26 protein-coding genes and 1 pseudogene are annotated in these 26,116 nt (G+C 67.2%); 13 read left to right on the forward strand and 14 right to left on the reverse strand.

The window, feature by feature from the left end:
• Positions 1-95 precede the first annotated feature (95 nt).
• From recF to rpsT, 4 genes are all read right to left on the reverse strand, one after another.
• Positions 96-1,232, reverse strand: a complete 1,137-nt coding sequence (recF, locus tag ABLE91_RS06160; protein WP_348929406.1) for a DNA replication/repair protein RecF — start codon at positions 1,230-1,232, stop codon at positions 96-98.
• 14 nt (positions 1,233-1,246) lie between these two features.
• Positions 1,247-2,371: a DNA polymerase III subunit beta gene (gene dnaN, locus ABLE91_RS06165; protein WP_348929408.1), complete on the reverse strand. Its 1,125-nt coding sequence runs from the start codon at positions 2,369-2,371 to the stop codon at positions 1,247-1,249.
• A gap of 174 nt (positions 2,372-2,545) precedes the next feature.
• Positions 2,546-4,015, reverse strand: coding sequence for a chromosomal replication initiator protein DnaA (dnaA, locus tag ABLE91_RS06170; protein WP_348929410.1), 1,470 nt, complete (start codon positions 4,013-4,015; stop codon positions 2,546-2,548).
• Positions 4,016-5,073: 1,058 nt separating this feature from the next.
• Positions 5,074-5,340: a 30S ribosomal protein S20 gene (rpsT, locus tag ABLE91_RS06175; RefSeq protein WP_348929411.1), complete on the reverse strand. Its 267-nt coding sequence runs from the start codon at positions 5,338-5,340 to the stop codon at positions 5,074-5,076.
• A 262-nt stretch (positions 5,341-5,602) separates the two neighbouring features.
• Here rpsT and ABLE91_RS06180 point away from each other — a divergent pair, with 262 nt between their 5' ends.
• The 4 genes from ABLE91_RS06180 (at position 5,603) to ABLE91_RS06195 (ending at position 8,947) form a co-directional block, all read left to right on the forward strand.
• Positions 5,603-6,589 carry a complex I NDUFA9 subunit family protein gene (locus tag ABLE91_RS06180; RefSeq protein WP_348929414.1) on the forward strand — a complete coding sequence of 329 codons (987 nt, stop codon included), beginning with the start codon at positions 5,603-5,605 and terminating at the stop codon, positions 6,587-6,589.
• A gap of 149 nt (positions 6,590-6,738) precedes the next feature.
• Entirely contained in the window at positions 6,739-7,416 is a 678-nt protein-coding gene (locus ABLE91_RS06185; protein WP_348929416.1) for a phosphoribosylanthranilate isomerase, read from the forward strand.
• Positions 7,413-8,624, forward strand: coding sequence for a tryptophan synthase subunit beta (gene trpB / locus ABLE91_RS06190; RefSeq protein ID WP_348929418.1), 1,212 nt, complete (start codon positions 7,413-7,415; stop codon positions 8,622-8,624). The genes ABLE91_RS06185 and trpB overlap by 4 nt, the downstream gene beginning before the upstream one ends.
• Positions 8,621-8,947: a hypothetical protein gene (locus ABLE91_RS06195; protein ID WP_348929420.1), complete on the forward strand. Its 327-nt coding sequence runs from the start codon at positions 8,621-8,623 to the stop codon at positions 8,945-8,947. Before trpB ends, ABLE91_RS06195 begins: the two co-directional genes overlap by 4 nt.
• 156 nt (positions 8,948-9,103) lie before the next feature.
• Here the strand turns inward: ABLE91_RS06195 and ABLE91_RS06200 are convergent, their stop codons facing one another.
• Entirely contained in the window at positions 9,104-9,484 is a 381-nt protein-coding gene (locus ABLE91_RS06200; protein ID WP_348929422.1) for an endonuclease domain-containing protein, read from the reverse strand.
• Positions 9,485-9,513: 29 nt separating this feature from the next.
• On the opposite strand from ABLE91_RS06200, the gene trpA reads away from it, so the two are divergent.
• Complete coding sequence (trpA, locus tag ABLE91_RS06205; protein WP_348929425.1) at positions 9,514-10,344, forward strand: tryptophan synthase subunit alpha; 831 nt, start codon at positions 9,514-9,516, stop codon at positions 10,342-10,344.
• Positions 10,345-10,566: 222 nt separating this feature from the next.
• Here the strand turns inward: trpA and mctP are convergent, their stop codons facing one another.
• Entirely contained in the window at positions 10,567-12,048 is a 1,482-nt protein-coding gene (gene mctP / locus ABLE91_RS06210) for a monocarboxylate uptake permease MctP (RefSeq protein WP_510181904.1), read from the reverse strand.
• Positions 12,048-12,215: a DUF3311 domain-containing protein gene (locus tag ABLE91_RS06215; RefSeq protein ID WP_348929431.1), complete on the reverse strand. Its 168-nt coding sequence runs from the start codon at positions 12,213-12,215 to the stop codon at positions 12,048-12,050. Before ABLE91_RS06215 ends, mctP begins: the two co-directional genes overlap by 1 nt.
• 371 nt (positions 12,216-12,586) lie before the next feature.
• Here ABLE91_RS06215 and accD point away from each other — a divergent pair.
• Positions 12,587-13,538: pseudogene (gene accD, locus ABLE91_RS06220) on the forward strand (acetyl-CoA carboxylase, carboxyltransferase subunit beta).
• A complete protein-coding gene (locus ABLE91_RS06225) occupies positions 13,502-14,827 on the forward strand; it encodes a bifunctional folylpolyglutamate synthase/dihydrofolate synthase (RefSeq protein ID WP_348929436.1) in 1,326 nt (441 codons plus the stop codon). The pseudogene accD and the gene ABLE91_RS06225 overlap by 37 nt, the downstream one beginning before the upstream one ends.
• A 165-nt stretch (positions 14,828-14,992) precedes the next feature.
• On the opposite strand, the gene rpoN is transcribed toward ABLE91_RS06225, so the two are convergent.
• From rpoN to ABLE91_RS06250, 5 genes are all read right to left on the reverse strand, one after another.
• Positions 14,993-16,531 (reverse strand): RNA polymerase factor sigma-54, encoded by a 1,539-nt coding sequence (gene rpoN / locus ABLE91_RS06230; RefSeq protein ID WP_348929438.1) that lies wholly within the window; start codon positions 16,529-16,531, stop codon positions 14,993-14,995.
• 37 nt (positions 16,532-16,568) lie between these two features.
• A complete protein-coding gene (lptB, locus tag ABLE91_RS06235; RefSeq protein ID WP_348929441.1) occupies positions 16,569-17,468 on the reverse strand; it encodes an LPS export ABC transporter ATP-binding protein in 900 nt (299 codons plus the stop codon).
• Positions 17,469-17,711: 243 nt separating this feature from the next.
• Positions 17,712-18,287, reverse strand: coding sequence for an LptA/OstA family protein (locus tag ABLE91_RS06240; protein WP_348929443.1), 576 nt, complete (start codon positions 18,285-18,287; stop codon positions 17,712-17,714).
• Positions 18,284-19,039, reverse strand: a complete 756-nt coding sequence (locus ABLE91_RS06245; RefSeq protein WP_348929445.1) for a hypothetical protein — start codon at positions 19,037-19,039, stop codon at positions 18,284-18,286. The genes ABLE91_RS06240 and ABLE91_RS06245 overlap by 4 nt, the downstream gene beginning before the upstream one ends.
• Before the next feature lie 78 nt (positions 19,040-19,117).
• The gene (locus tag ABLE91_RS06250; RefSeq protein ID WP_348929447.1) at positions 19,118-19,738 is read right to left on the reverse strand and encodes a ribonuclease D; all 621 of its coding nucleotides are present in this window, start codon (positions 19,736-19,738) and stop codon (positions 19,118-19,120) included.
• Between the two features lie 147 nt (positions 19,739-19,885).
• Here ABLE91_RS06250 and ABLE91_RS06255 point away from each other — a divergent pair, with 147 nt between their 5' ends.
• On the forward strand, positions 19,886-20,422 hold the full coding sequence (locus tag ABLE91_RS06255; protein WP_348929449.1) for a CVNH domain-containing protein: 537 nt from the start codon (positions 19,886-19,888) through the stop codon (positions 20,420-20,422).
• A 91-nt stretch (positions 20,423-20,513) separates the two neighbouring features.
• On the forward strand, positions 20,514-20,981 hold the full coding sequence (locus ABLE91_RS06260) for a CVNH domain-containing protein (RefSeq protein ID WP_348929451.1): 468 nt from the start codon (positions 20,514-20,516) through the stop codon (positions 20,979-20,981).
• 21 nt (positions 20,982-21,002) lie between these two features.
• Here the strand turns inward: ABLE91_RS06260 and ABLE91_RS06265 are convergent, their stop codons facing one another.
• Together ABLE91_RS06265 and ilvD are read right to left on the reverse strand one after the other, a co-directional pair.
• Positions 21,003-21,347 carry an STY0301 family protein gene (locus ABLE91_RS06265; RefSeq protein WP_348929454.1) on the reverse strand — a complete coding sequence of 115 codons (345 nt, stop codon included), beginning with the start codon at positions 21,345-21,347 and terminating at the stop codon, positions 21,003-21,005.
• Positions 21,348-21,358: 11 nt separating this feature from the next.
• On the reverse strand, positions 21,359-23,215 hold the full coding sequence (gene ilvD / locus ABLE91_RS06270; RefSeq protein ID WP_348929456.1) for a dihydroxy-acid dehydratase: 1,857 nt from the start codon (positions 23,213-23,215) through the stop codon (positions 21,359-21,361).
• Between the two features lie 385 nt (positions 23,216-23,600).
• Here ilvD and ABLE91_RS06275 point away from each other — a divergent pair, with 385 nt between their 5' ends.
• The 4 genes from ABLE91_RS06275 (at position 23,601) to ABLE91_RS06290 (ending at position 26,053) form a co-directional block, all read left to right on the forward strand.
• Entirely contained in the window at positions 23,601-24,527 is a 927-nt protein-coding gene (locus ABLE91_RS06275; protein ID WP_348929459.1) for a ring-cleaving dioxygenase, read from the forward strand.
• A 63-nt stretch (positions 24,528-24,590) separates the two neighbouring features.
• Positions 24,591-25,202 (forward strand): alpha/beta hydrolase, encoded by a 612-nt coding sequence (locus ABLE91_RS06280; protein ID WP_348929613.1) that lies wholly within the window; start codon positions 24,591-24,593, stop codon positions 25,200-25,202.
• 108 nt (positions 25,203-25,310) lie between these two features.
• Complete coding sequence (locus ABLE91_RS06285; protein ID WP_348929461.1) at positions 25,311-25,733, forward strand: OsmC family protein; 423 nt, start codon at positions 25,311-25,313, stop codon at positions 25,731-25,733.
• A gap of 125 nt (positions 25,734-25,858) precedes the next feature.
• Positions 25,859-26,053: a CsbD family protein gene (locus ABLE91_RS06290; protein ID WP_348929464.1), complete on the forward strand. Its 195-nt coding sequence runs from the start codon at positions 25,859-25,861 to the stop codon at positions 26,051-26,053.
• The last annotated feature ends 63 nt before the right edge of the window (positions 26,054-26,116 follow it).

Raw genomic sequence — 26,116 nt, forward strand, 5'->3', positions numbered from 1 at the left:
GGCTGGAGGTACTCGCGGAAACGTGAGTCTGTAAGTAGAGATGTTCTCAGGTGCCCACGCGGCTGCCGTCTCTACTTTTGAGGGCGGGGGTTGCGCTATGCCACCCGCGTTACCTCGCCGGGTCGCACGGAGAGCCGCTCGGCGCCTTCCAGTGCCGCGAAAGCCGTCTCGTCCGCGCCGGTCATGAAAACCTGGGCGCCAAGGCGGGCCAGCGCCTGGAACAGGCCGGCGCGGCGGTCCGTGTCGAGATAGGCCACCACATCGTCCAGCAGAACCACCGGCGCTATGGCCTGCATGGCCGTGACAAGGCGCGCATGGGACAAGGACAGGCCGATGAGGAGTGATTTCTGCTCCCCCGTGGAGCAGCGGGCGGCGGGCAACTGCTTCGGCCCGTGGGAGACCAGAAGGTCGCACAGATGGGGGCCTTCCAGCGTGCGCCCTGCCATCCGGTCGCGCGGGCGGTTGTCGCGCAGCAAAGCGCGGTAGCGGTCCTCCACCTCCAGAGCGGGCCTGGCGGCGAGCATGCGCTCGATGGCGCCGTCCAGCGCGATTTCGGCAAACGGGAACGGCGAGGCGTCATCGCGCGCGGCGGCGATCTCGGCGGAGAGGCGCGAGACCGTCTCAAGGCGCGCGGCGGCGACCGCCACGGCCAGCTCCGCCAGTTCGTGCTCCAGCGCGTCGAGCACGCGGGCGTCACCATTCTCCTCCAGCAGGCGGTTGCGGGAGCGCAGGGCGCGCTCCAGCGCGTTCACCCGCGTGCCGTGCCCGGCATCCACCGCCAGGACCAGCCGGTCGAGGAAGCGGCGGCGGTCGGAAGGCGGGCCGAGGAACAGGCCGTCCATTTCGGGGGTGAGCCAGACCACTTTGAGATGATCGAGGAAGGCGACGGGGGAGGAGACGCTCTCCTGGTCGATACGGCAGCGGCGGGTTGCCGTGGCATCGGAGCGTGCATCGATGCCGGTGCCGAGCTGGGCCGGGCCGAGGGCACCTTCAATCTGCGCCGCCACCGCCCAGGAGCCGTCGCCGGCGGTGTTCGCCACATCCTCCAGCCGCGCGCGGCGCAGGCCGCGCCCGGGCGAGAGGAAGGAGATGGCTTCCAAGAGATTGGTCTTGCCGGCCCCGTTCGGGCCGGTGATCACCACAGGCCCGTCGCCGACGCTGATCTGCGCAAAGGGATAGGAGCGGAAGCGGGTGAGGGTCAGCCGCCGCACCCGCGCGGCGGGCGCTGTCATGTGATCGGCGGCGCTCACACCCGCATGGGCATGAGCACGTAGAGCGCGTCCGTCTTCGTGCTGTCGCGCACCAGGGTCGGCGAGCCGGGATCGGCCAGCTTCAATTCCGCCGTGTCGCCTTCGAGCTGCGAGGTGATGTCCAGCAGATAGCGGCTGTTGAAGCCGATATCGAGGGGCTCGGCGGCATAGTCCACCTCCAGTTCCTCGGTGGCGCTGCCGGAATCCGGATTGGTGACGGAGAGGACGAGCTTCCCGTCGGACAAGGAGAGCTTCACCGCCCGCCCGCGCTCGGAGGACACGGTGGAGACGCGGTCCACGGCAGCGGCGAAATCGGCCCTGTCCACCATCAGGGTCTTGTCATTGGCCTGCGGGATGACGCGGCCATAGTCCGGGAAGGTGCCGTCGATGAGCTTGGAGGTGAGCACGATGGCGCCCACTGCCACGCGGACCTTGGTGGGGGAGAGGGAGACGGTGACTTCCGCGTCCTTGTCCTCCAGCAGCTTCTGCACTTCGGCCACCGTCTTGCGGGGCACGATGACGCCGGGCAGGCCTGCCGCACCTTCCGGTGCCTCCAGCTCCGCCTGGGCGAGGCGGTGGCCGTCGGTGGCGACCGCGCGCAAGGCGGACTTTCCAAGGCCGCTCGATTCCGCCACGTGCAGGTAGATGCCGTTCAGGTAATAGCGGGTCTCTTCCGTGGAGATGGCGAACTGTGTCTTGTCCACGAGGCGGCGGAATTCGGATGCCTTCAGCTTGAAGGAATGGCTGAATTCGCCGGCCGCGAGATCCGGGAAGTCGGCCTCGGGCAGGGTCTGGAGGGTGAAGCGGGCGCGGGAGGCGCGCACCAGGAGCGAGCCACGGTCGCCGCCGGCTTCGAGCTGCACCTGCGCGCCCTCGGGCAGCTTGCGGACGATGTCGTAGAGCACATGGGCGGGCACGGTGGTGGCACCCGGCTGGCTCACTTCCGCCGGCATGGTCTCCACCACCTCCAGGTCAAGGTCGGTGGCCTTGAGCTCAAGCCCGTTCGCGCCGGCGCGCATCAGCACGTTGGCGAGGATCGGAATGGTGTTGCGGCGCTCGACAACGCGGTGAACATGGCTGAGCGACTTGAGCAGCTCGGCGCGTTCGACGATGACCTTCATGGCCGGACCCGTGACCCTTCGCTCAGGGAAAATCTAGACGCGGTGCGGCGGACGCCGCTCCCGGCCCGCATGCTCGCATCCGCGAAGCGTGGGGGCGCCGACATTGCCGCCGGTGTCGGCGCAAAGCAAGTGCGTGGCCGTGAAATCCCGTGGGTGGGCGGCCGAACCGCCGCTTTACTCGTTCACGAGGCGCTTCAGCACCTCGATCTCCTCGGCCAGCGCGCGGTCGGTAGCGAGCAGCCCGTCGATCTTGCGCACGGCATGGAGCACGGTGGTGTGGTCGCGCCCGCCGAAGCGCCGGCCGATCTCGGGCAGCGAGCGCAAGGTGAGGGTCTTCGCCAGATACATGGCGATCTGGCGCGGCTTCACCACGTTGGCGGTGCGGCGCTGCGACAGGAGGTCGGCGCGGGAGACGTTGTAGTGCTTCGCCACCACCCGCAGGATGTCGTCCACCCGCACCCGCTTGGGGTCGGACGGGCGCACGAGATCCCGGATGGCGTTCTCGGCCATCTCCAGGGTCACCGGTTCACCGGTGAGCTTGTTGTAGGCCAGCAGCTTGTTGAGGGCGCCGTCGAGGTCGCGGCCGCTCTGGCCCACATTGCGGGCGATCAGCTCCAAGACGGCCGGCGGCACGGCGAAACCGCGATGCTGTTCGACCAGCGCCTGCGAGCGGGCTTTCAGGATCTGGTGGCGCAGCTCTTCCTCGAGCGGGAACAGCTCCACCACGAGGCCGCCGGCGAGGCGCGAGCGCACCCGGTCGTCGAGGGCGTCCAGCTCGGAGGGCGGGCGGTCGGCGGCCACCATCACCTGCCGGCCGGAATCCATCAAGGCATTGAGCGTGTGGCAGAATTCCTGCTGCATGTTCTTGCCGGTCAGGAATTGCAGGTCGTCGATGAGCAGCGTGTCGATGCTGCGCAGCGCATCCTTGAAGGCGATGGCCGCATGGCTCTTCAGCGCGGCGACGAAGCCGTACATGAAGCGCTCGGCAGTGAGATAGACCACGCGGCGGCCGCGGGCGGCACCGGCCCAGGCGGCGGCCTGGAGCAGGTGGGTCTTGCCGAGGCCGACCGCCGCATGGAGATAGAGCGGGTTGAAGATGGGGCCGGCGCCGGGCGCCGCATCCGCCACCTGCCGCGCGGCGGCATGGGCGAGCGTGTTGGACTTGCCCACCACGAAGCTCTCGAAGGTGAGGCGCGGGTCGAGCGGAGAGCCGGCGGCGACGTCCGAGGAGGCGGCGGGGGCGGCCGGAGCGGGCGCCGGACGCGGCTCCACCGGCTGCTCCACGACCACTGCACGCGGCTCGCGGGCCTTCAAAGGCTGGCTGCGGAGCACGGCGGAACGCACCGCCACATCCACCTTACGGGGGGAGCCGGTCTCTTCACGCCAAAGGTCGGCGAGGCGATCGACGTAATGGCCTTGGATCCAGGACTTCAGGAAGCGCGTGGGCACCGAAAGGTGGACGCTGTCGGGACCGACCTTGTCCAACTCCAGGCGGACGAACCAGGAGGAGTAGACATCCTCGCCGATTTCCTCACGCAACCGGGCCCGCACCCGCTCCCATTGCTGGGCACCGATGTCCGCGGCAGTGGCGCCGGCGATCGCGGGTCCGAATTTGGCGAGGTCCACGGCTTCAGGTTTCAACATGAGGGTGTCTTCCGCGCGAGGCGGCTCCCTGTTTGGAGCGCACGGGCGTCGGCGCCAACGCAGGCGCGCGTCTCCGTGCAGGAAAGGTGAATTTTCAGAAGGGCCGGCGACGAAGCCTAGCCACGTGGCCTTAAGGCCTCGATGGCGCTCGCTCGTCCTCGCTGTCGGAGCCCAAATCCTCGCTCAGTAAGGAGGGAGGATCGCAAATATGCGCACTGATCTCGGCGCCGATACAACAAGTCATAGCCGCCCCACCTGCCGTGAGCCTATTGGTCCACGGACCGTCGTTAGTAAGGTTTTTATGGGTTGAAACGCGAGATCCCGAACGACTACAAGTTCAGGCACAGAACAATATCAGCAAACTCAGGTGACCTCACGCTCGGAGGTCGTGCGCCAGAAGGGGAGTATGTAAATAAAGCGCACATGCCATACCCCTCCCTTGCCCACGAAGAGTCGTGAAACCTTCAATCTGTTGATGAAGTCCGGGTCAGCCCCCGAAGTGAGATTGAACATACACAGGGGATGGGGGGCGTGCAACGCCTTTCCCCGAGGGGCAGGATTGCGGGGGAAAAGGCACTGTGTCGCTGATACAAAGCCGCTTTTACTTCAGCCGGCAAACCTCTGAAGGGACAGTGAGATTCGAAGGCTCTGCGGCGGCGCATGACACTTCTAGGACTTCTGTCTTTAAGTATTGTGATACCAAAATCCCAGACCGCTCCCGAGCCGTTTTCGAGCTTGGGTTCTAAGCCGTTCCAGTTTCTCATTTTTTCTTGCTCGCCTTCAGGGGCTTTTTTCCCCAGCCCCTCAAGCTCAAGCTGGCTCACGGACTTGACGAGCGGCTTTTCCGTGGTGCAGGCGGCTTTGTCAGGGAATCGCCGGGCGGAAACGTCACACACTGTTGCCAATCTGCAACTCTCATCGGCCGCAAGGTGCGGAAGCGTCCGCCAGACGCCTGCTGCCGTAGGGTGAATGGGCCTCCCGCAAGGGCCAAAACGCAGAAAAGGGCCCGGCGCGAGCCGGACCCTTCTCAAACTCATCAAGCCTTTAAAGGCTGGCGCTCAGGCGCTCAGCTTGCGCAGCTGGCTCGCGAGGCGAGACACCTTGCGGGAGGCGGTGTTCTTGTGGAGCACGCCCTTGGTCACCGCACGCATGATCTCCGGCTCGGCGGCCTGGAAAGCGGCGGTGGCGGCAGCGGCGTCGCCGGTGGCGATCGCATCGTCGAACTTGCGCAGGAAGGTGCGCACACGCGAACGGCGCGACCGGTTGACTTCGGTCCGACGCTCGATTTTCCGCGCCGCCTTTTTGGCGGAGGGCGTATTGGCCATAGGCCGTCCTCTATCCCTTGTCGCGCGCGGAGATGCCCAAGGGCGGGACCGCGCAGCAGTAAATGGCTGTTTATGCCGGCAGGGCGAGCCGCCAGCGAAGTGACGGGGCTTATACGGGTGGGGGCGCCCCGCGTCAACTGCGCCGGCTGTGAAAGGTACCTTGCGACGCCGTGTTCCCTGGACGCGAGGCCGGTGGCTCACGTATGGCTCTTCCCACCATATATAAGGTGGCGCGCGCGCCCAAGAGACCGAGGGAGTAGGCATGAGCGAAGTGGCGGTGGCCGATCGGCCCGTGACCGACAGCCTTGTGACCGTCTTCGGCGGCTCGGGTTTCCTGGGCCGCTACGTGGTGCGCGCGCTCGCCAAGCGAGGCTATCGGATTCGCGTGCCGGTGCGGCGCCCGGACCTTGCCGGCTTCCTCCAGCCGCTGGGCTATGTGGGCCAGATCCAGGTGACGCAGGCCAATGTGCGCTATCCCGATTCGGTGATGGCCGCCGCCGAGGGTTCCGAGTGCATCGTGAACCTCGTGGGCATCCTCGCCCCCGGCGGGCGGCAGAGCTTCGAGGCGGTGCATGCCTTCGGCGCCCGCGTCATCGCGAACGCCGCAGCGCAAGTGGGCGCCTCCCTCGTTCATATCTCGGCCATCGGCGCCAACCCGGCGTCCGAGGTGGCCTATGCCCGCACCAAGGGCGAGGGTGAAGAGGCCGCGCGCGCGGCGGTGCCCTCCGCCATCATCATGCGCCCGTCCATCGTGTTCGGGCCGGAAGACGACTTCTTCAACCGTTTCGCTGCGCTTTCGCGCTTCTCGCCGGTGCTGCCGCTCATCGGCGGCGGGCACACCCGCTTCCAGCCGGTGTTCGTGGGCGACATCGCCGCCGCCGTGCAGCGCGCGGTGGAAGGCAAGGCGACCGCCGGTGCCACCTATGAACTGGGCGGCCCCGAAGTGCGCACCTTCCGGGAACTGATGGAGATGATGCTCCACGAGATCGGTGCCAAGCGCATGCTCGTGGACCTGCCGTTCGGCCTCGCCGATTTCCAGGCGCGCTTCCTGGAGAAGCTGCCGAAGCCCATGCTGACCCGCGACCAGGTGGCCATGCTGAAGGTGGACAATGTGGTGAGCGATGCGGCTGCCGCCGAAGGGCGCACGCTCCCGGGCCTGGGCATCGCGCCGGCGTCCCTCTCCAGCGTGCTGCCGAGCTATCTCTGGCGGTTCCGCAAGGCCGGCCAGTTCACCCGCGTGGTGACGTAAAAGGCGGTTTGAGGCTTCCAGGCCGTCAGCCCCATCCCCAGGAGCCTGTAAGATCCCCGGATGACATCCGGGGATGACGCCCGTGTATGCGAGGCCGCTCGCACCTTATATAGAGAGCGCCGAGGACGCCTTCCTCGCCGGACAAGCCGATGACCCTCGACGTCAAGATCTGCGGCGTGAATACGCCCGATGCGCTCGCCGCAGCGCTGGAGGCGGGGGCGGATTTTGTCGGTTTCGTGCATTTCCCCAAAAGCCCAAGGCATCTTTCGGTGGAGGCGGCGGGGGCGCTCTCCGGTGAGGTGAGAGGGCGCGCGGGAAAGGTCATCCTCACGGTGGATGCGGACGATGCGCTGCTGCGCGCCTTGGTGGATGCCGTCTCGCCGGACCTTCTTCAGTTGCATGGCCACGAAAGCCCGGAGCGCGTCGCCGCCGTCCGCGCCACCTTTGGCGTACCGGTGATGAAGGTGCTTCCCGTGCGGACCTCTGCGGACCTCGCCTCCGTTCCGGCCTTCGCCGCCGTTTCCGATCGGCTCCTGTTCGACGCCAAGCCCGATCCCGGCGCGCTGCTGCCGGGGGGAAACGGGCGGGTGTTCGACTGGAACGTGCTGCATGGTCTTGACCCCGGTCTGCCGATCATGCTTTCCGGGGGGCTCGATCCGTCGAACGTGGCGCAGGCGCTTGCCAGCGTGCGGGTGGACGGCGTCGATGTCTCCTCGGGCGTCGAGAGTTCGCCCGGGGTGAAATCGGCGGAAAAGATATTCGCCTTCGTCCGCGCCGCGCGGGCGGCCCGGCGTTTCCAGCCCCCTGTGGAAGGCCAAGCTTCGTGACCGTCCTGAATTCCTTCCGCACCGGGCCCGACGAGCGTGGTCATTTCGGCATCCATGGCGGGCGCTTCGTCGCCGAGACGCTGATGCCGCTGATCCTCCAGCTGGAGGATGCCTACGAGGCCGCCAAGGTCGACCCCGCCTTCAAGGCGGAGATGGACTTCTATCTCGAGCATTATGTGGGCCGGCCCTCGCCGCTCTATTTCGCCGAGCGGCTGACCGAGCACCTGGGCGGCGCCAAGATCTATTTGAAGCGCGAGGAGCTGAACCACACCGGCTCCCACAAGGTGAACAATGTGCTCGGCCAGATCCTGCTGGCCCGCCGCATGGGCAAGGAGCGCATCATCGCCGAGACCGGCGCCGGCCAGCACGGCGTCGCCACGGCCACGCTCTGCGCGCGCTTCGGGCTCAAATGCGTGGTCTATATGGGCGCGGTGGATGTGGAGCGCCAAAAGCCCAACGTGTTCCGCATGAACATGCTGGGCGCCACCGTCATCCCCGTCACGTCAGGTTCGCGCACCTTGAAGGACGCCATGAACGAGGCGCTGCGCGACTGGGTGACCAACGTCCACGACACCTTCTATTGCATCGGCACAGTGGCGGGGCCGCACCCCTATCCCTCCATGGTGCGCGACTTCCAGTCCATCATCGGCCGAGAGACCCGCGCGCAGCTTCTGGAAGCCGAGGGCAGGGGCCCCGACAGCCTGATCGCGGCGGTGGGCGGCGGCTCCAACGCCCTGGGGCTGTTCCACGAATTTCTGGACGACGAGGGTGTGGAGATCTTCGGTGTGGAGGCGGCTGGCCACGGCATCGCCACCGGCCAGCATGCGGCTTCCATCACCGGCGGTCGGCCGGGCGTGCTCCACGGCAACCGCACCTATCTGCTGATGGACGATGACGGGCAGATCACCGAGGCCCATTCCATCTCCGCCGGGCTCGACTATCCCGGCATCGGCCCCGAGCATTCCTACCTGCACGATGTGGGACGGGTGACTTACATTCCCTGCACCGACGATGAGGCGCTCGCCGGCTTCCAGCTCCTCGCCAAGCTTGAGGGCATCATTCCGGCGCTGGAAACCGCCCACGCCATCGGTAAGGTGATGGAGATCGCGCCGAAGCGGGCGAAGGACCATTTGATGGTGGTCAATCTCTCGGGGCGCGGCGACAAGGACATCTTCACTGTGGCCGAGCATCTCGGGGGGCGGGTATGAGGAAACTTGCAGCAGGCGCGTTCCTGATTGCGGCGATGTCTCCGGCTTTGGCCGATCCGCCGGGGCTGAAGCTCACCTATGGCCAGGTGGTCACCGACCCGACAGGGGCCTTCGTGAGCGTTCAGGTGGCGAACACCGGCACCATCACGCTGAGCCAGATCGTGGTGACGTGTAATTTCTTCGCCAAGAAGAAGAATGTGGGCTCGTCCTACACCACCTTGTTCTCGTCCTTCCCCGGCATCACCGGCCAGGACCAGGTGCGCCTCATGGGCGCCACCTCCGCCACCACCGCCACCTGCGCCATCACCACCCCCGCCAGCTGATTTTTTCTTCGCATTGCTGCTGTTTCACCTCTCCCCGAGGGGGAGAGGTCGGCTGCGCAGCAGCCGGGTGAGGGGGCTCCGGCGCTTCAGGATTGGAGAGGGCGGCCCCCCTCACCCTAACCCTCTCCCCCACGGGGAGAGGGGATTGAGCCTGTGCTATCGGGATGGAAGGCTCAGCTCGAGGCGGATCATCTCCAGGACGCCGTCCAGGTTGTCGTAGATATCCTGGTTGGAAACGCGCACCACGCGTAGGTTTCTGTGTTGCAGATAGGCCGTGCGCGCAGTGTCGCGCTCAAGGTCTCGCGGCTCTGAATGGGTCACTCCATCCACTTCGATCACGAGCGCGGTCGCGAGGCAGATGAAGTCCACCACATAAGGCCCCACCGCATGCTGTCGCCGGAATTTCCACCCCTCGAAGCGCCGTCCCCGCAAAGCGCGCCACAAGACGCCCTCCGCTGAGGTCTGGCGGCTGCGCAGGGCTTGTGCTTTTGTCCTTGGACCTTCCATCGTCCGAGCCATCCAGCCGGCCTTTCCCATTCGGGCAAAAGTAGATTACACGGCCTCCTATGACACGCATCTCCACCCGCTTCGCCGACCTTGCCGCCGAAGGGCGGCCCGGTCTCGTGACCTTCATCACCGCCGGCGATCCGGACGGGAAGACTTCGCTCGCCATCCTGAAGGCGCTGCCCGGCGCCGGGGCGGATGTGATCGAGGTGGGGGTGCCGTTCACTGACCCCATGGCGGACGGTCCCGCCATCCAGGCCGCAGGTCTCCGGGCGCTGAAAGCCGGGCAGACGCTGGAAAAGACGCTCCAGTTGGTGCGCGACTTCCGGGCGGGAGACGATGCCACCCCCATCGTCCTCATGGGCTATTTCAACCCTGTCTACGTCTATGGCGTGGAGCGCTTCCTCGCCGATGCGCGGGGCGCCGGCGTGGACGGCCTCATCGTGGTGGACCTGCCGCCGGAGGAGGATGACGAACTCTGCCTGCCGGCGCTGAAGGCGGGCCTCGACTTCATCCGCCTCGCGACGCCGACCACCGACGACAATCGCTTGCCGGCAGTGCTGAAGCACACGGCGGGCTTCGTCTATTATGTCTCCATCACCGGCATCACCGGATCGGCGACGCCTGATGCGGACCTCGTCTCGGCGGCGGTCGCGCGCATCAAGGGGCACACGACGCTGCCGGTGGCGGTGGGCTTCGGCGTGAAGACGCCGGCCCAGGCCGCCGCCATCGCGGCGGGGGCCGACGCCGTGGTCGTCGGCTCGGCGCTTGTGGAGGCGGTGCGCACCTCTCTGGACGAGACCGGCGCGGCGACGCCTCGCACCCTCTCCGACGTGGAGACCTTGGTGCGCGGCCTCTCCGAAGCGGTGCGCGGCGTTCCCCGCCGCGCCTGAGGTTCGGATTGCCATTGTTCGAGCGCAGTGGTGCCAAAAGAGCTGCAGTCATGGCCGGGCTTGTCCCGAAGTCGGATGTTTCCGACTTCGGCTTTCAAGTGGGGAAGTCGGAAACATCCGACTTCCCGGCCATCCACGCGGCTCCGAAGAGTGGTGATTAGGGGATAGACGTGGATGCCCGGGACAAGCCCGGGCATGACGCATGAGAGAAGAGGCTGGGCCTCAGGCCGTCCGCGTTCGCGGCGCGGCCATATCCAGCACCAGCGTGCCCACAGCCGCCACGATCAGGTTCGCGATCAGCGCCAGCAGGCCTACATAGACCGTATAGGGCGCGCCGCCGAGGATGACGGTGTGCACCGGCACGAGGCCGTCCGCGAACACGATGGCCGTGCCACCGACGATGCCAACCAGCCAGCCCAGCAGCAAAGCGGGCGCCCGGAACCAGCGGGTGAAGAGCGAGAACACCAGCGCCGGAAAAGTCTGCAGGATCCACAGGCCGCCCAGGAGCTGCAAATCGATGGCGAACTTGGTGGGCAGGAACAGGATGAAGGCGAGCGCGCCCACCTTCACCACCAGCGAGACGATCTTCGCCACCTGCGCCTCCCCCGCATCGGTGACGGCCGGGTTCACATAGGCCTTCCAGACGTTGCGGGTGAACAGATTGGCGGCGCCGATGGACATCACCGCCGCCGGCACCAGCGCGCCGATGGCGATGGCCGAGAAGGCGAAGCCCGCAAACCAGGACGGGAACAGCGCCTTGAACAAGGCCGGCACCACGTCCGAGGCGTTGGACACCGTCACCCCCGCCGCATGGGCCATGTAGCCGAGCAGCGCGATGAGCCCGAGCAGCACCGTATAGGCTGGCAGGAGGATGGCGTTGGTGCGGATGGTGTTCGCGCTTTTGGCCGCGAAGATGCCCGTGAGCGTGTGCGGATACATGAAGGCGGCGAGCGCCGAGCCCAGAGCGAGGGTCGCATAGGGCAGGTATTGCTGGGGCTGGAGGAGGATGCCCGTGGCCCCGCCTTTCGCCGCATAGACCTTGTCGGCAGCGGCGAAGATGGCGCCGTAGCCGCCGAGATGCATGGGGACGATGATCACTGCCACCAGCACCACGATGTAGATCATCAGGTCCTTGACGAAGGCGATGAGGGCCGGCGCCCGGAGGCCCGCCGAATAGGTATAGAGGGCGAGGATCACGAAGGCGGCGACGATGGGGATTTCCCCCTGGAGCCCCATGGCGCTGATCACCACCTGCATGCCCACGAGCTGGAGCGCGATATAGGGCATGGTGGCGACGAGGCCGGTGAGGGCCACCGCCAGCTCCAGCGCCCGGCTGCCATAGGCGCCGTGCACCACGTCCGCGGCCGTTACGTGGCCGTGGCGATGGGCCACCTCCCACAGCTTCGGCATCACCAGGAACACGAAGGGGTAGACGATGATGGTGTAGGGGAGGGCGAAGAAGCCATAGGCGCCGACCGAATAAACCAAGGCCGGCACGGCGATGACCGTGTAGGCGGTGTAGAAGTCGCCGCCCACGAGGAACCAGGTGATCCAGATGCCGAACTGGCGGCCGCCCAGGCCCCATTCGTCCAGCTTGGCGTGATCCACCGCGCGCTTCCAGCGCGAGGCGATGAAGCCCATGACGGTGACCAGGGCGAAGAAGAAAAGGAAGACCGACAGCGCGGTCCAGTCGAGCGCGCCCATCACTTCTTCTCCGCCTTCCAGGCCACGAAGGTGAGCAGCGCCGTGAGCGGCACCCAGGCGAGCTGGTACCAGTAGAAGAAGGGGAAGCCGAACAGCTCGGGGAGCCGGTGATTGTAGAAGGGGACCCAGAGCAGGCCGATGAAGGGGAGGAGGAGAAGGAGACGCATGGGGGGACGCCTTCCAAGAGAGGTGAGAGATGCGCTCTCTGCCTTTAGGGAAGCCCGCCCCGCTTCCTTTTCAGGAGCGCGTATCTATCCGCGATAATCCCTTTTAGGCCCGCCGCGCAAGACATCGCGCATGCGTGGTGCGCAGGGCTTTTCGAGCTTGCCTGCGGTGGCCGGGGGCAAGAAACTATCCTGGGCACGGCGCGCGCCCGAGGCTTCAGGCCATCCCCACGCCGCATTTGCACCGCAGCGAAGAAGCCTTCCGTCGGCGCCTCAGCGGTATTACATAGAGCGCGCCGCCGCTCTCTCTTTTTGCAGGGATGGCTCAGTGCCTGTGCTCAGCACGGCGCGGGCTTGCCCTGAGGAGTTGCCTGTTGAACTGGATCTCCAACGTCGTCCGCCCGAAGATCCGCGATTTCCTGGCCCGCCGCGAGGTGCCGGAGAATTTGTGGGTGAAATGCCCCGAGACCGGGCAGATGGTCTTCCACAAGGACCTGGAAGCCAATCTGTACGTCATTCCGGGCTCCGGCTACCACATGCGCATGGACGCGGCGACGCGCCTGAAGACCACGTTCGACGATGCCGCCTATGAGGAGGTGGCGCTGCCGGATGTGGTGGCCGACCCGCTGAAGTTCCGCGACGAGCGGCGCTATGCCGACCGCCTGAAGGACGCCCGCACCAAGACCGGCATGCAGGACGCCGTGAAGGTGGCGACCGGGCTACTGGACGCCCTGCCCGTCACCATCGCGGTGCAGGACTTCAATTTCATGGGCGGCTCCCTGGGCATGGCCGCCGGCGAGGCGGTGGTGACGGGCCTTGAGACCGCCGCCGCCAAGGGCACGCCCTTCATCATCTTCGCCGCCTCGGGCGGCGCGCGCATGCAGGAGGGCATCCTCTCCCTCATGCAGATGCCCCGCACCACGGTGGCGATCCAGGAACTGCGCGAGGCCAAGAAGCCCTACATCGTGGTGATGACCAATCCCACGACGGGCGGTGTCACCGCCTCCTATGCCATGCTGGGCGACGTCCACATCGCCGAGCCCGGCGCGCTCATCGGCTTTGCCGGCCCGCGGGTGATCGAGCAGACCATCCGCGAGAAGCTGCCCGACGGCTTCCAGCGGGCGGAATATCTGCGCGAGCACGGCATGATCGACATGGTGGTGCACCGCCACCAGATGCGCGACACCCTCGGCCGGCTCTGCCGCCTCATGGTGAAGGCGCCCGCTTTGCCGCCCAAGGCGCGCCTGCCGCGCCCGGCGACGGCTTGAGCATCGCCACCCGGAGGTGACATGGCGCTTCCCGCCCCCGCCGCCCGGCCCGATGTGATCCTGGAGCGCCTCGCCGCGCTCCACCCCAAGCGCATCGACCTGTCGCTGGACCGCATCCACCGGCTGCTGGCCGCTCTGGGCAACCCCGAGCGGCGCCTGCCGCCCGTGGTCCATGTGGCCGGCACCAACGGCAAGGGCTCCACCATCGCCTTTATGCGCGCGGCGCTGGAGGCGGAGGGCCGGCGTGTCCACGTCTATACCTCGCCCCATCTGGTGCGCTTCAACGAGCGCATCCGCCTCGCCGGCCGGCTCGTGGACGACGATGCGCTGAGCGATGCGCTGGACCGCGTGGAAGCGGCCAATGACGGCGCGCCCATCACCCTGTTCGAGATCACCACGGTCACCGCCTTCCTGCTGTTCGCCGAGACGCCGGCGGATGTGCTGCTGTTGGAGGTGGGTCTCGGCGGGCGGCTCGATGCGACCAATGTGGTGGACGCCCCGCTCGTCAGCGTCATCACGCCCGTCTCCATCGACCATGTGGAATTCCTCGGCCCCACGGTGGCGCAGATCGCCGGCGAGAAGGCCGGCATCATCAAGCGCCGCGTGCCTGTGGTGGTGGGCGAGCAGCCGCCCGAGGCCCTCGACGTGATCGAGCGCACGGCTGCGCGCAACCTCGCCCCCCTGTTCGCGCGCGGCCAGCAATGGACGGTGCATGAGGAGGCGGGCCGCCTCGTCTATTCCGACGAGGACGGCCTTCTGGACCTGCCGCGCCCCCGCCTCATGGGCGCGCACCAGATCGACAATGCTGGGCTTGCGGTGGCGGCGCTGCGCGCGGTGCCCCAGCTGCGCCTGCGCGCGGCGGCCTTCGAGGCCGGCATCCGCGCCGCCGAATGGCCTGCCCGCATGCAGCGCCTGACGCCGGGCCCCCTCGTGGGCCGTGCGCCGGAGGGCGTGGAGGTCTGGCTCGATGGTGGCCACAACGCCGCCGGGGGCGTAGCGGTGGCGAGCGCGCTGGTGGAGCTGGAGGAGCGCTATGCGCGGCCTCTGGTGCTGATCGTCGGCATGCTGGGCACCAAGGATGTGACCGGTTTTCTCTCCCATTTCGCCGGGCTCGCGCGGGAGGTGATCGCGGTGCCGGTTCCGGGCGACCATGTGGCACTGCCCCCGGCAGAGGTGGCTTCTGCCGCTGCCGCCTTGGGCATGTCGGCCTCGACGGCGCGCGACGTGGGCGCGGCGCTGGACGGGCTTTCGGCCTTTCCGCTGGTGCCCCCGCCGCGGGTGCTGATCTGCGGCTCGCTCTATCTGGCCGGCACAGTGCTGGAGGCGAACGGGACGCTGCCGGGGTAGGGGATGGCCCTTCGGCAGTTCCTTTACGCCGTCATGGCCGGGCTTGTCCCGGCCATCCACGGGGTTCCGCCGGGTGCAGCTTAAGGGAGAGGCGTGGATGCCCGGGACAAGCCCGGGCATGACGGCTGGAAGGATTGGGAAGCGCGCCCCTCGCGCCCAAACTCCTCACGCCATCGACGCTTCCGCGCGCGCGGCCTGTTTCTCCCGCCGACGCTGGACGGAGGAGGCGATGTTCATGCTCTCGCGATACTTCGCCACTGTGCGGCGGGCGATGTCGATGCCGTCATTCTTCAGCTTCTGAACCAGCGTGTCGTCGGAGAGGATGTCGTCGGCATTCTCGGCGTCGATCAGCCCCTTGATGCGATGGCGCACGGCTTCCGCCGAATGGGCCTCGCCGCCGCCGGAGGAGGCGATGGCGGAGGAGAAGAAGAATTTCAGCTCCAGCACCCCGCGCGGGGTGGAGATGTATTTGTTCGAGGTCACCCGCGAGACGGTGGATTCATGCATGCCGATGGCGTCCGCCACGGTGCGCAGGTTCAGGGGCCGCAGGTGGCGCACGCCGTGATCCAGGAAGCCTTCCTGCTGGCGCACGATCTCGCTTGCCACCTTCAGGATCGTGCGCGCCCGCTGGTCCAGCGAGCGGGTGAGCCAGCTTGCGCTCTGAAGGCAGTCGGCGAGGAAGGTCTTCTCCTTCGGCGAGCGCGCGGCGCGCACGACGGTGGCGTGATAGGTCTGGTTGATGAGGACACGGGGCAGGGTCTCGGAATTCAGTTCCACCAGCCACGTCCCCTCCGGCCCCGGCCGCACGAACGCGTCGGGAACCAGCGGGTGCACTACGCCGCCGCCGAAGGCGAGGCCGGGCTTGGGATCGAGCCGGCGGATCTCGGAGATCATCTCCGCGAGATCCTCCGCATCCACCCCGCACAGGCGCCTCAGGCTGTTGCGGTCATGGCGCGCGAGGAGTTCGAGATTGGCGAGCAGCGTCTGCATGGCCGGGTCGCAGCGGTCGCGCTCGCGCAGCTGGATGGCGAGGCATTCGGACAGCGTGCGCGCCCCGACGCCCGAGGGCTCGAAGGTCTGGATCAGGCGAAGAACGCTTTCCACCTCCTCGATGCTCGCATCGAGCTGTGCGGCGACCGCCTCGATCTCGCCGGAGAAATAGCCGGTCTCGTCTATGAGGCCGATGAGGTTGATGCCGATGAGCCGGCGCGCCGGGTCGGTCTCCGCCACGGAGAGCTGGGCTTCCAGATGGTCCGCCAGCGTGGTCTGGCTGGCGAGGAAGGCTTCGGGATTGTAGTCCTCGCCCCGCTCGCCGCCGCCCCAGTCCGTGACCGAGGAGCCGCTGGCGCCAATGGCGCTCGGGCGCTCCACCGGGGCATCGTCGGGGAAGACATTGCCGAGATCGGTGTCGAGGCGTGCTTCCATGGAGGCACGGCTGGGCTCGGCCTCCTGCTCCATCCAGTCGCCGGAGCGGGCTTCGTCGGGCTCCGGGGCAGGGGGCTCGTCGCGTGAGCCTGGCCCTTCGATGTCGCCGTCGCTTTCCTCGCTGACGCGCTCCAGCAGCGGATTGCGCTCCAGCTCCGCCTCCACATAGGCCACCAGTTCCAGGTTGGAGAGCTGCAGCAGCTTGATGGCCTGCATCAGCTGCGGCGTCATCACCAGCGACTGGGTCTGGCGGAACTCCATGCGGGGAGCGAGGGCCATCAGCCGGGCTCCCCGTCGCGAGGTCGGGCGGGGGTGCTCATAGGCGGAACTCTTCGCCGAGATAGAGCCGACGCACGTCCGCGCTGTTCACCACCGAGTCCCGGTCGCCCTCCATCAGCACCGCGCCGGAATGGATGATATAGGCGCGGTCGATGAGGCCCAGCGTCTCGCGCACATTGTGGTCGGTGATCAGCACGCCGATGCCGCGGGTGGTGAGGTGGCGCACCAAGGCCTGGATGTCGCCCACCGCGATGGGGTCGATGCCGGCGAAGGGCTCGTCCAGCAGCATGAAGGAGGGGCGGCTCGCCAGCGCCCGGGCGATCTCCACGCGCCGCCGCTCGCCGCCCGATAGGGCGATGGAGGGCGATTTGCGCACATGGGTGATCTTGAACTCCTCCAGCAGCGCGTCCACCTCCTCGCGCCTTTTGCGGCGGCTGGGCTCGGTCACTTCAAGCACGGCGAGGATGTTGTCCTCCACGGACAGCCCGCGGAAGATGGAGGCTTCCTGGGGCAGATAGCCGATGCCGAGCCGTGCCCGCTGGTACATGGGCATGGGCGTGACGTCGTGGCCTTCCAGCTCGATGCGCCCGGCATCCGCCTTCACGAGGCCGGTGATCATGTAGAAGACGGTGGTCTTGCCGGCGCCGTTGGGGCCGAGCAGGCCCACGGCCTCGCCGCGCCGCACGTTCACGCTGACGCCGCGCACCACCTTGCGCCCGCCATAGCTCTTGGCGAGGTCGTAGGCCGCAAGCGAAATCTCCGCTTGGGCCGCATGGGGCACGCCATAGCCGAGGTCGGCCCCGGCATGGTCCTCGAAGACGGCGCCGTTCTCGTCCTGGAGCTCATCGTCCCAGGCGAGATCGGCGCGCGGCTCCGTCCGCCCGGCCGATGCGGCGCGCGTGGAGGATTTGGAGCCGAACATGGCAAGGACGTTCAACGCGACGCCTCCGCTGGCGGGATACCCGCGAAGCGGCCGTTCTGTCCGGAAGGAGCCCGGACCCACAGCCGCCTCGGTTCATTGGAAGGGCGCGTGCCGCAGCCGCGGACAAGGATATCCGCGCGGGCCGCGCCCCAGAGGCGCCTAGTGTTCCCCGCGCGACCAATCTTTGCAACATGCAAAATTCAGGCCGTGTTCAAAATGGGTCGACCGCGACGATACGCCTCCGGTCTGGAACAGCCCTCAACGCTTGGGCGGCGCCGGCTGCTCGCCCTGCTTCACGCTGCCGGGGACGATAATGCTCCTCACGCGGCCGCCCTCTATTTTTGACACGCCGGTCACGAGGTCAACCGTGAGCTTCTCGCCCTGGACCACGTTTGGGCCCTGGGTGAGGACTACGGGCTTGCCGGTCATGGTCACAGTGTTGGTCTTCATCTCGAATATGCCGAGATCGCCGGTGGCGGTCTGCTCCTTGGTCTGCACCACCACGCCGCCCCTGGCCTCCAGGCGCTTGATGGAACTGGTGCTCTGGGGCGCATTGTCGGCGGGCGCCGCGGAGCCCTCATAGAACACCAGAAGCTCCGGGCTACGCATGGTGGTGTCGCCCTGCACCACAACAACATTGCCGGCAAACAAGGCGGTCTTTTCCTTGTCGCGCACTTCCAGCGTGTTGGAATTGATGCGCACCGGCTGGTCGCGGTTCTTCGCGAAGCCCTGGAGGGCGTTGGGCACGTTGCCCGCGCCCGGCGCCGGCTGCTGAGCGAGGGCCGGGGCGGCGGTGAGCAGCGCAAGGCCCAGGACGGCGAGGCGCACTCTCATCGCTTGGCTCCCTTCGGGGCTGCCGGCGCCGCCGGAGCGGCGGGCGCGGGGGCCGCAGGCGCAGCCTGCTGCTTGTCGGAAAGGTCGGACATAGTGAAATCCAGCTGCACGTGGCCCTGGAAGAACGCCCGGCTGCCCCGGTCCGTGATCGTCATGCTGTCCGCCACCAGCTTCCCGTCGCGATAGGTCAGGACGACCGGATTTGTGGTGACGAGGGTGCCGGCCTTCGCGTCCACGTCCGCATCCTTTAGGCGGCCGGCATAGCCGCCATTGGTGGAGAGGTCCACTCCGTTCATCAGCTTGATGAACTGCCGCTTGGTCTCCACCGAGCCGGTGGCCGATTTCACGTTGGCCCAACCCTTGTTGGCCAGCTCGATCTGGGCGTCGATGTCGGTCAGGTCGAGGACATCGGGATTGGTGAGATCCTGCGAGGCGGTGGAAGCGTTCACCTTGTAGGCGCGCCCGTCATCGGTGAAGCCGGAGAGCTTCGGCACTTCCATGGTGAGGCGCGTGCCGGAGAGGTGCAGAGCACCCAGCTCGAAGGGAAGCTCGATCTTCAGGCTGAGCTGCCGCACGAGCGGCACCAGGATCATCGCCAGAAGCGAGCCGATGAGCAGCACGGGCAGAACGCGCTTCACGAAGCGCACACGGGCGCTGTGCCGGTTGGCACGGGCGAAATTGGGGGCGTTGTAGGCGCCGAAATTTGCGGCGTCGCGCCGGCGATCGGCTGCCGACGATGCGGATTGACTCATTCTTCCCCTTCAGGCGCGAGGCCCCTTGCCCTGCAACATGGGGCGGAACCGCCGCTCGGGCAAGTCGCGGGGCCGATATCAGGAATGGGAGAAAATGTCCTCTTCCCCCCAGCCGGCGAGATCCAGCGCCGCGCGCGTGGGCAGGAAGTCGAAGCAGGACTGGGCCAGGGCCGTGCGCCCGTCGCGCGCCAGCATGGCCTCCAGCTTCTGCTTGCAGCCGTGCAGATAGAGTACGTCGGAGGCGGCATATTGGAGCTGCGCCTCGGACAGCTCCTCCGCCGCCCAGTCCGAACTCTGCTGCTGCTTGGAGAGGTCGACGCCGAGCAGCTCGCGCACCAAGTCCTTCAGGCCGTGCCGGTCGGTATAGGTGCGGGTCAGGCGCGAGGCGATCTTGGTGCAGAACACCGGGGTGGGCGCGACCCCGAACGTGTGGCCGAGCACCGCCACGTCGAACCGGGCGAAATGGAACAGCTTCACCACATTGGGGTCGCCCAGCAGCCGCACGAGGTTCGGGGCGCTCGCCGCCGAGGCGCCGCGCGGCACCTGCACCAGATCCGCGCTGCCGTCCCCATTGGAGAGCTGCACCAGGCAGAGCCGGTCGCGATGGGGATTGAGACCGAGCGTCTCGGTGTCGATGGCGACGACCGGGCCCGGACGAAATGTGTCCGGCAGGTCGCCCTTGTGGAGGCGGATGGTCATCGGTGCGTCTTCATGTTCTGGATAGGTCCGGCTTTTAGCGAAGCAGGGCGGGACTGTCGATGCCCGGGCGCGGCTCCGCGCCACCGTTGTGGCGGGCGGGCTGCTCCGATAGACGTCAGGCAGTGTCAGCGGAAGTGAGGCGAGATGATGCGCGCGCGTATCGGGCTCCTAGGGCTTGTGGGTTTGTTGCTTGGCTTTGCCATCCTTCCGGCTGCTGCGGCGCCGCCGGTGCCGCCGGGCAGCTATCTCGGCTCCTGCCAGAGACCTGCGATCAACAAGGGCATGATCACGGCCTTCTGCCTGAATCCGGCCGGGGCCTGGGTGCCTGCCGGCTTGCCGCTCGTGCAGTGCCCGCCGGGCCGCGACATCGTCAACGATAAAGGCGTTCTTGTTTGCGGAGGGCCATTGCCCGGATACAGGCCTCCGCCTCCCCCGCCCGGATCCGGTTGGGGCGGAGGCGGCGGTGGCGGCGGATGGGGTGGAGGCGGTGGCGGATGGGGTGGCGGATCGGCCCTGCCGCCCGGCTCCTACACGGCGACCTGTCAGAACGCCAACGTTGACAGGGGTATTCTGAACGCCGTCTGCCGTGACAGGCGCGGTAACTGGAACGCCACGAGCATCAATCTGAATGCGTGCAGGGGACGCGATATCGCCAATTTCGGCGGACGACTCTCCTGCCAATGAGCAGGGCCATGCATCGGCCCTCTCGGCATTAACCCTCCGCCGCCCGTCGCGAAATCCCGCGCCGGGCGGCGCAATGGCTAAGGGGAAGGACATGCGTGTGCACGCTGGGATATTCGCTCTTGCGGCGTGGCTCCTCGGCCTCGTGGTTCTTCCGGCCTCGGCCCAGCAGATTCCACCGGGCAGCTACCTGTCCTCCTGCCGGGACGTGCGGGAGGTGGCCGGCTGGCTCAAGGCGACGTGCCAGGACGGCTCAGGCGGTTGGGTGGAAGCGACCACCGCGATCGGGTGGTGCGCGCCGGGCAAGGACATTGCCAACGAGAACGGGCGCCTCGTCTGCAAGAGTGCGTCGTCGGGCTTTGGTGGATCTTCGAGCTTTGGCGAGCGGCCGCCCTCCGGCTCCTACATGTCCACCTGCCGGGATATCCGCATGGTCGCGGGCTGGTTGAAGGCCACCTGCCAGGATTCTCGCGGGAAGTGGGTGGATGCCACCACGGCCGCAAGCTGGTGCACCACGGGACGCGACATCGCCAATGTCGACGGACAGCTCACCTGCCGGTGAGCGGGGTCCATCACCCCTGATCTAGCGGCAGGCGATGCTTCGATAGGTGTCGTCCGCCCTGCGAACGCCCTCGCAAATGCGGGTGCCCGCCGGCAGGGTGAATTCGGCGGTCCGGCTGAGGCCCTTGTAGCGGCAGACCAGGGTGGCGAGGCGGTCGCTCTTGTCGAGGTCAGGCCACATATCGGTGCGCCCGCGCCCCTCCGGGCGCAGGTCCACCATGTCGGCAGGCGGCCCATCGAACACGGACACCCGCTCCAGCGGATGTCCGTCCATGGATGCGGGGCAGTCCACAGCGCCCCAGGCGGCACCGCAACTTACCAGGACGCCGGTGACGAGCCCGGTGAATGCCGCCGTGGCGCGGTGCATGGCGCTGCGGCTCAGCGCTTCAGCGCGCTCACGTCCCGCACCGCGCCGCGCGAGGCGGAGGTGGTGAGGGCGGCATAGGCCTGGAGGGCCTGGGAGACGATGCGGTTGCGCGACACGGGCTTCCAGGCGGCATCGCCCTTCGCTTCCATGCGGGCGCGGCGATGGGCCAACTCTTCATCCGAGACCGAGAGGTGGATGCGGCGGTTCGGGATGTCGATCTCGATGGTGTCGCCTTCTTCCACGAGGCCGATGGCCCCGCCCTCGGCGGCTTCCGGCGAGATATGGCCGATGGAGAGGCCGGAAGAGCCGCCGGAGAAGCGCCCGTCCGTGACCAGGGCGCACTGCTTCCCGAGGCCCTTCGACTTCAGATAGGACGTGGGATAGAGCATTTCCTGCATGCCGGGCCCGCCGCGCGGTCCCTCATAGCGGATCAGCACGATGTCGCCGGGCACGATCTTGCCGGTGGAGAGGATGGCCTCCACCGCCGCGTCCTGGCTCTCGAAGATGCGCGCCGGGCCGGTGAAGGTGAGGTTCGAGGCGTCCACCCCCGCCGTCTTCACGATGCAGCCCTCTTCGGCGACGTTGCCATAGAGCACGGCGAGGCCGCCATCCTTGGAATAAGCGTGCTCCACGTTGCGGATCACGCCCGCCTCGCGGTCGAGGTCGAGGTCATCCCAGCGGCGAGCCTGGCTGAAGGCCACCTGGGTGGGCACCCCGCCGGGGGCGGCGCGGTAGAAGGTCTGCACCGTGTCGCTCTTGGAGCGCACCACGTCCCAGCGATCCAGCGCCTCGGACATGGTGGCAGCATGGACGGTGGGCAGATCGTTATGGATCAGGCCGCCGCGGTCCAGCTCGCCGAGGATCGCCATGATGCCGCCGGCGCGGTGCACGTCCTCCATATGGATGTTGGCGACCGCGGGCGCGACCTTGCAGAGCACCGGCACCTTGCGGGAGAGCCGGTCGATGTCGGCCATGGTGAAGCCCACCTCGCCCTCGTTCGCAGCGGCGAGGAGATGCAGGACCGTGTTGGTGGAGCCGCCCATGGAGATGTCCAGCGTCATCGCGTTCTCGAACGCCTTGAAGCTCGCGATCTTGCGCGGCAGGACGCTTTCGTCCTCCTGCTCGTAATAGCGGCGGGCGAGATCGACGATGAGGTGCCCGGCTTCCACGAACAGGCGCTCGCGGTCCGCATGGGTGGCGAGCACCGAGCCATTGCCCGGCAGCGCGAGGCCCAGGGCCTCGGTCAGGCAGTTCATGGAATTGGCGGTGAACATGCCCGAGCAGGAGCCGCAGGTGGGGCACGCGGAGCGCTCCATCACCTTCACGTCTTCCTCGGAGACGCGGTCGTCGGCGGCGGCGACCATGGCGTCGATGAGATCCACCGACTTCTTCTCGCCGGTGGAGAGGATCACCTTGCCGGCCTCCATGGGGCCGCCCGAGACGAACACGGCCGGGATGTTGAGGCGCATGGCGGCCATCAGCATGCCGGGGGTGATCTTGTCGCAATTGGAGATGCAGACCATGGCGTCGGCGCAATGAGCGTTGACCATGTATTCCACGCTGTCGGCGATGATCTCGCGCGAGGGCAGGGAATAGAGCATGCCGTCATGGCCCATGGCGATGCCGTCATCCACCGCGATGGTGTTGAACTCCTTGGCGACGCCGCCCGCCTTCTCGATCTCGCGCGCGACCAGCTGGCCAAGGTCCTTCAGGTGCACGTGGCCCGGCACGAACTGGGTGAAGGAATTTACCACCGCGATGATGGGCTTGCCGAAATCGCCGTCCTTCATGCCGGTGGCACGCCAAAGGCCACGCGCGCCCGCCATGTTGCGGCCGTGGGTGGAGGTGCGGGAGCGATAGGCAGGCATGTCCTCTTGACCTTTTGTGTGCGGCGCAGGGGCTCCCTACGCAACTCTATTATCGCGCTCTTCTTAGAGCGAATTCAGGCAGAGTGAAATCTTTTCAAGGGAAGGGCTGGGGCGGAGGTTATGCGCTGGAGGCATTGCCCGTCGAGGTGAAGGAGCGGTCGTCATGGCCGGGCTTGTCCCGGCCATCCACGTGGCTCCGCCAAGTGTGAGCTTAGGGGGCGGGCGTGGATGCCCGGGTCAAGCCCGGGCATGACGACTGAGAGGAAGGGGGGCGCACGTACGCCAATTGCGCTTGCGTGAATGCAATGAAATCAGAATGGCGAAACGCCACTCCTTTCCCTAAATCAATCCCAAGCAAATTCTCTTCGCTTTGGAGGATTGAACCATGACCCACGGCATCCATCACGTCACCGCCATCTCCGGCCCCGCCCGGCGCAATGTCGAATTCTATCTCGACACGCTCGGCCTGCGCCTCGTGAAGAAGACGGTCAATTTCGACGATCCCGGCACCTACCACCTCTATTACGGCGATGAGGCCGGCCAGCCCGGCAGCATCCTCACTTTCTTCCCCTGGGAGCATGTGGCGCCCGGACGGCTCGGCGTCGGCGAGACGCAGGAGACCACGTTCCGCGTGCCGGCAGGCTCCATCGGCTACTGGACGCAGCGCCTCGTGGAGAAGGGCGTGAAGCATTCGACGCCCGTCCGCCGTTTCGGCGAAACGGTCCTCGCCTTCACGGACCCGGACGGCATGCGCCTCGCGCTCGTGGGCGTTCCCGGCGCCGATGCGGAACCGGCCTGGAGCGTGGGCGACATCCCGGCGGAGCACGCCATTCGCGGCTTCCATGGGGTGAGCCTCCTGGTGAAGGAAACCGCCCCCACGGGCGCCATCCTCACCGACGTGCTCGGTTTCACCGAGGCCGGGACCGAGGGCGCCTATGTGCGCTTCAGGTCCGGCGCGCCCATGGGCGGCTTCGTCGACCTGCGGGTCGCCGGCGACTTCCTCAGGGGCCGCCAGGGCGGGGGCAGCGTGCATCACGTGGCCTTCCGGGCGGCGGATGATGCGGCGGAAGCCGAGATGGTGCGCAAGCTCCAGGAGAACCACGGCATCCGCACCACGGAGCAGAAGGACCGCAACTATTTCCGGTCCGTCTATTTCCGCGAGCCCAATGGCGTCCTGTTCGAGATCGCCACCGACATCCCCGGCTTCGCCGTGGACGAGCCGGCGGCCACACTCGGAGAAGCCCTGAAGCTGCCGTCCTTCCTCGAAGGGCGCCGCGCCGAGATCGAACGCGTGCTGCCCGAACTTACCTGAAGCCGTCGCGCCGCCTTCCCAGGCGGCGCGCCTTCGGAGATCAAGGAGACAATCATGACCGCTTTGACCGCACCTGCTTTCGTCCACCGCTACGAGCCCGCGACCGTGCCGGGCCTGACCCCTCTTCTGCTCCTTCACGGCACCGGCGGGGACGAGAACGATCTCCTGCCGCTCGGCCGCATGCTCTCGCCCGGCGCGGCGCTCATCTCGCCCCGCGGAATGGTGGACGAGCACGGCATGCCGCGCTTCTTCCGCCGCCTCGCGGAAGGCGTGTTCGATGAAGAGGACGTGCGCCGCCGCGCGGACGAGCTTGCCGACTTCATTACGGCCGCCCGCGCCACGTGCGGGCACCCGGCCCCCATCGCCGTGGGCTTCTCCAACGGCGCCAACATCGCGGCGGCGGTGCTCTATCGCCGGCCCGAGGCGTTGTCCGGGGCCGTGCTGATACGGGCCATGGTGCCGCTTGAGGAGGCGCCCGCCGTTGATCTCACCGGCAAGCCGGTGCTGATCCTGTCCGGCAATGCGGATCCCATCATGCCGGCCGAGAACCCGGCCCGTCTGGCGGCGCGGCTGAAGGCGGCGGGGGCGGATGTGGAGCATCGTATCCTGCGGGCCGGGCATGGGCTCACGGAGAATGACGTGGCGCTCGCAAGGGCTTGGATTGCCGGCAAATAAAACCCCTGTCGCATCGCCGATGCGATCGCGGCATAGTCTCCGCCGGGGGACAGGCGCGGGTGGATCGCCCGCGCCTGTCGATATCCAACCCAGCAAGAGGAATGCGTCATGTCCACTTTCGGCTCTGCGGTCTGGTCCGGCGGCATCAAGGATGGCAAGGGCGCCATCTCCACCAAGAGCGGCGCGCTCGACGCTTACCCCTATGGCTTCGCCAGCCGCTTCGAAGGCAAGCCCGGCACCAATCCGGAAGAACTGATCGGCGCCGCCCATGCGGGCTGCTTCACCATGGCGCTCTCGCTCATCCTGGGCGAAGCGGGCTTCACCGCCGAGCACATGGAGACCAAGGCCGACGTCACCCTGGTCAAGCAGGCCGACGGCTTCGCCATCACGGCGGTGGCCCTGACCCTGCGCGCCAAGATCCCCGGTGTGGACGATGCCAAGTTCCAGGAACTGGCCGGCATGGCGAAGGCCGGCTGCCCGGTTTCCAAGCTGCTGAAGGCGGACATCACGCTGGACGCCGCTTTGGTGTGAGCCCTGGCGGGGATGTGTCCTCTCCGCAGCGCGGTTGCGAAATACTGATCGCCGCGCTGCGGGGAACTTCGCGGAGGCCCGGCTGTTCTTCACCGGAGGGGCCATTTACACGAAGGATATGTCCCATGGGCAGCACCGGCGACAAGATCAAGGGCACTGCGAACGAAGCCGTTGGCAACGCGAAGCAGGGCTTCGGCAAGGCGGTCGGCAATGAGCGCCTGCAGGCCGAGGGCAAGATGCAGGAATTGAAGGGCGAGGGTCAGAAGACCATGGGCAAGGCCAAGGATGCGGTGAAGGACACCGTCAACCGCAACCTCTGATCCGGTCTTCCATCATCGGGATAAGCCGCCCTTTTCGGGCGGCTTTTTCGTGTCGATGGGCCA

The organism is Aquabacter albus (assembly GCF_040049275.1).
Classification (GTDB): Bacteria; Pseudomonadota; Alphaproteobacteria; order Rhizobiales; family Xanthobacteraceae; genus Aquabacter.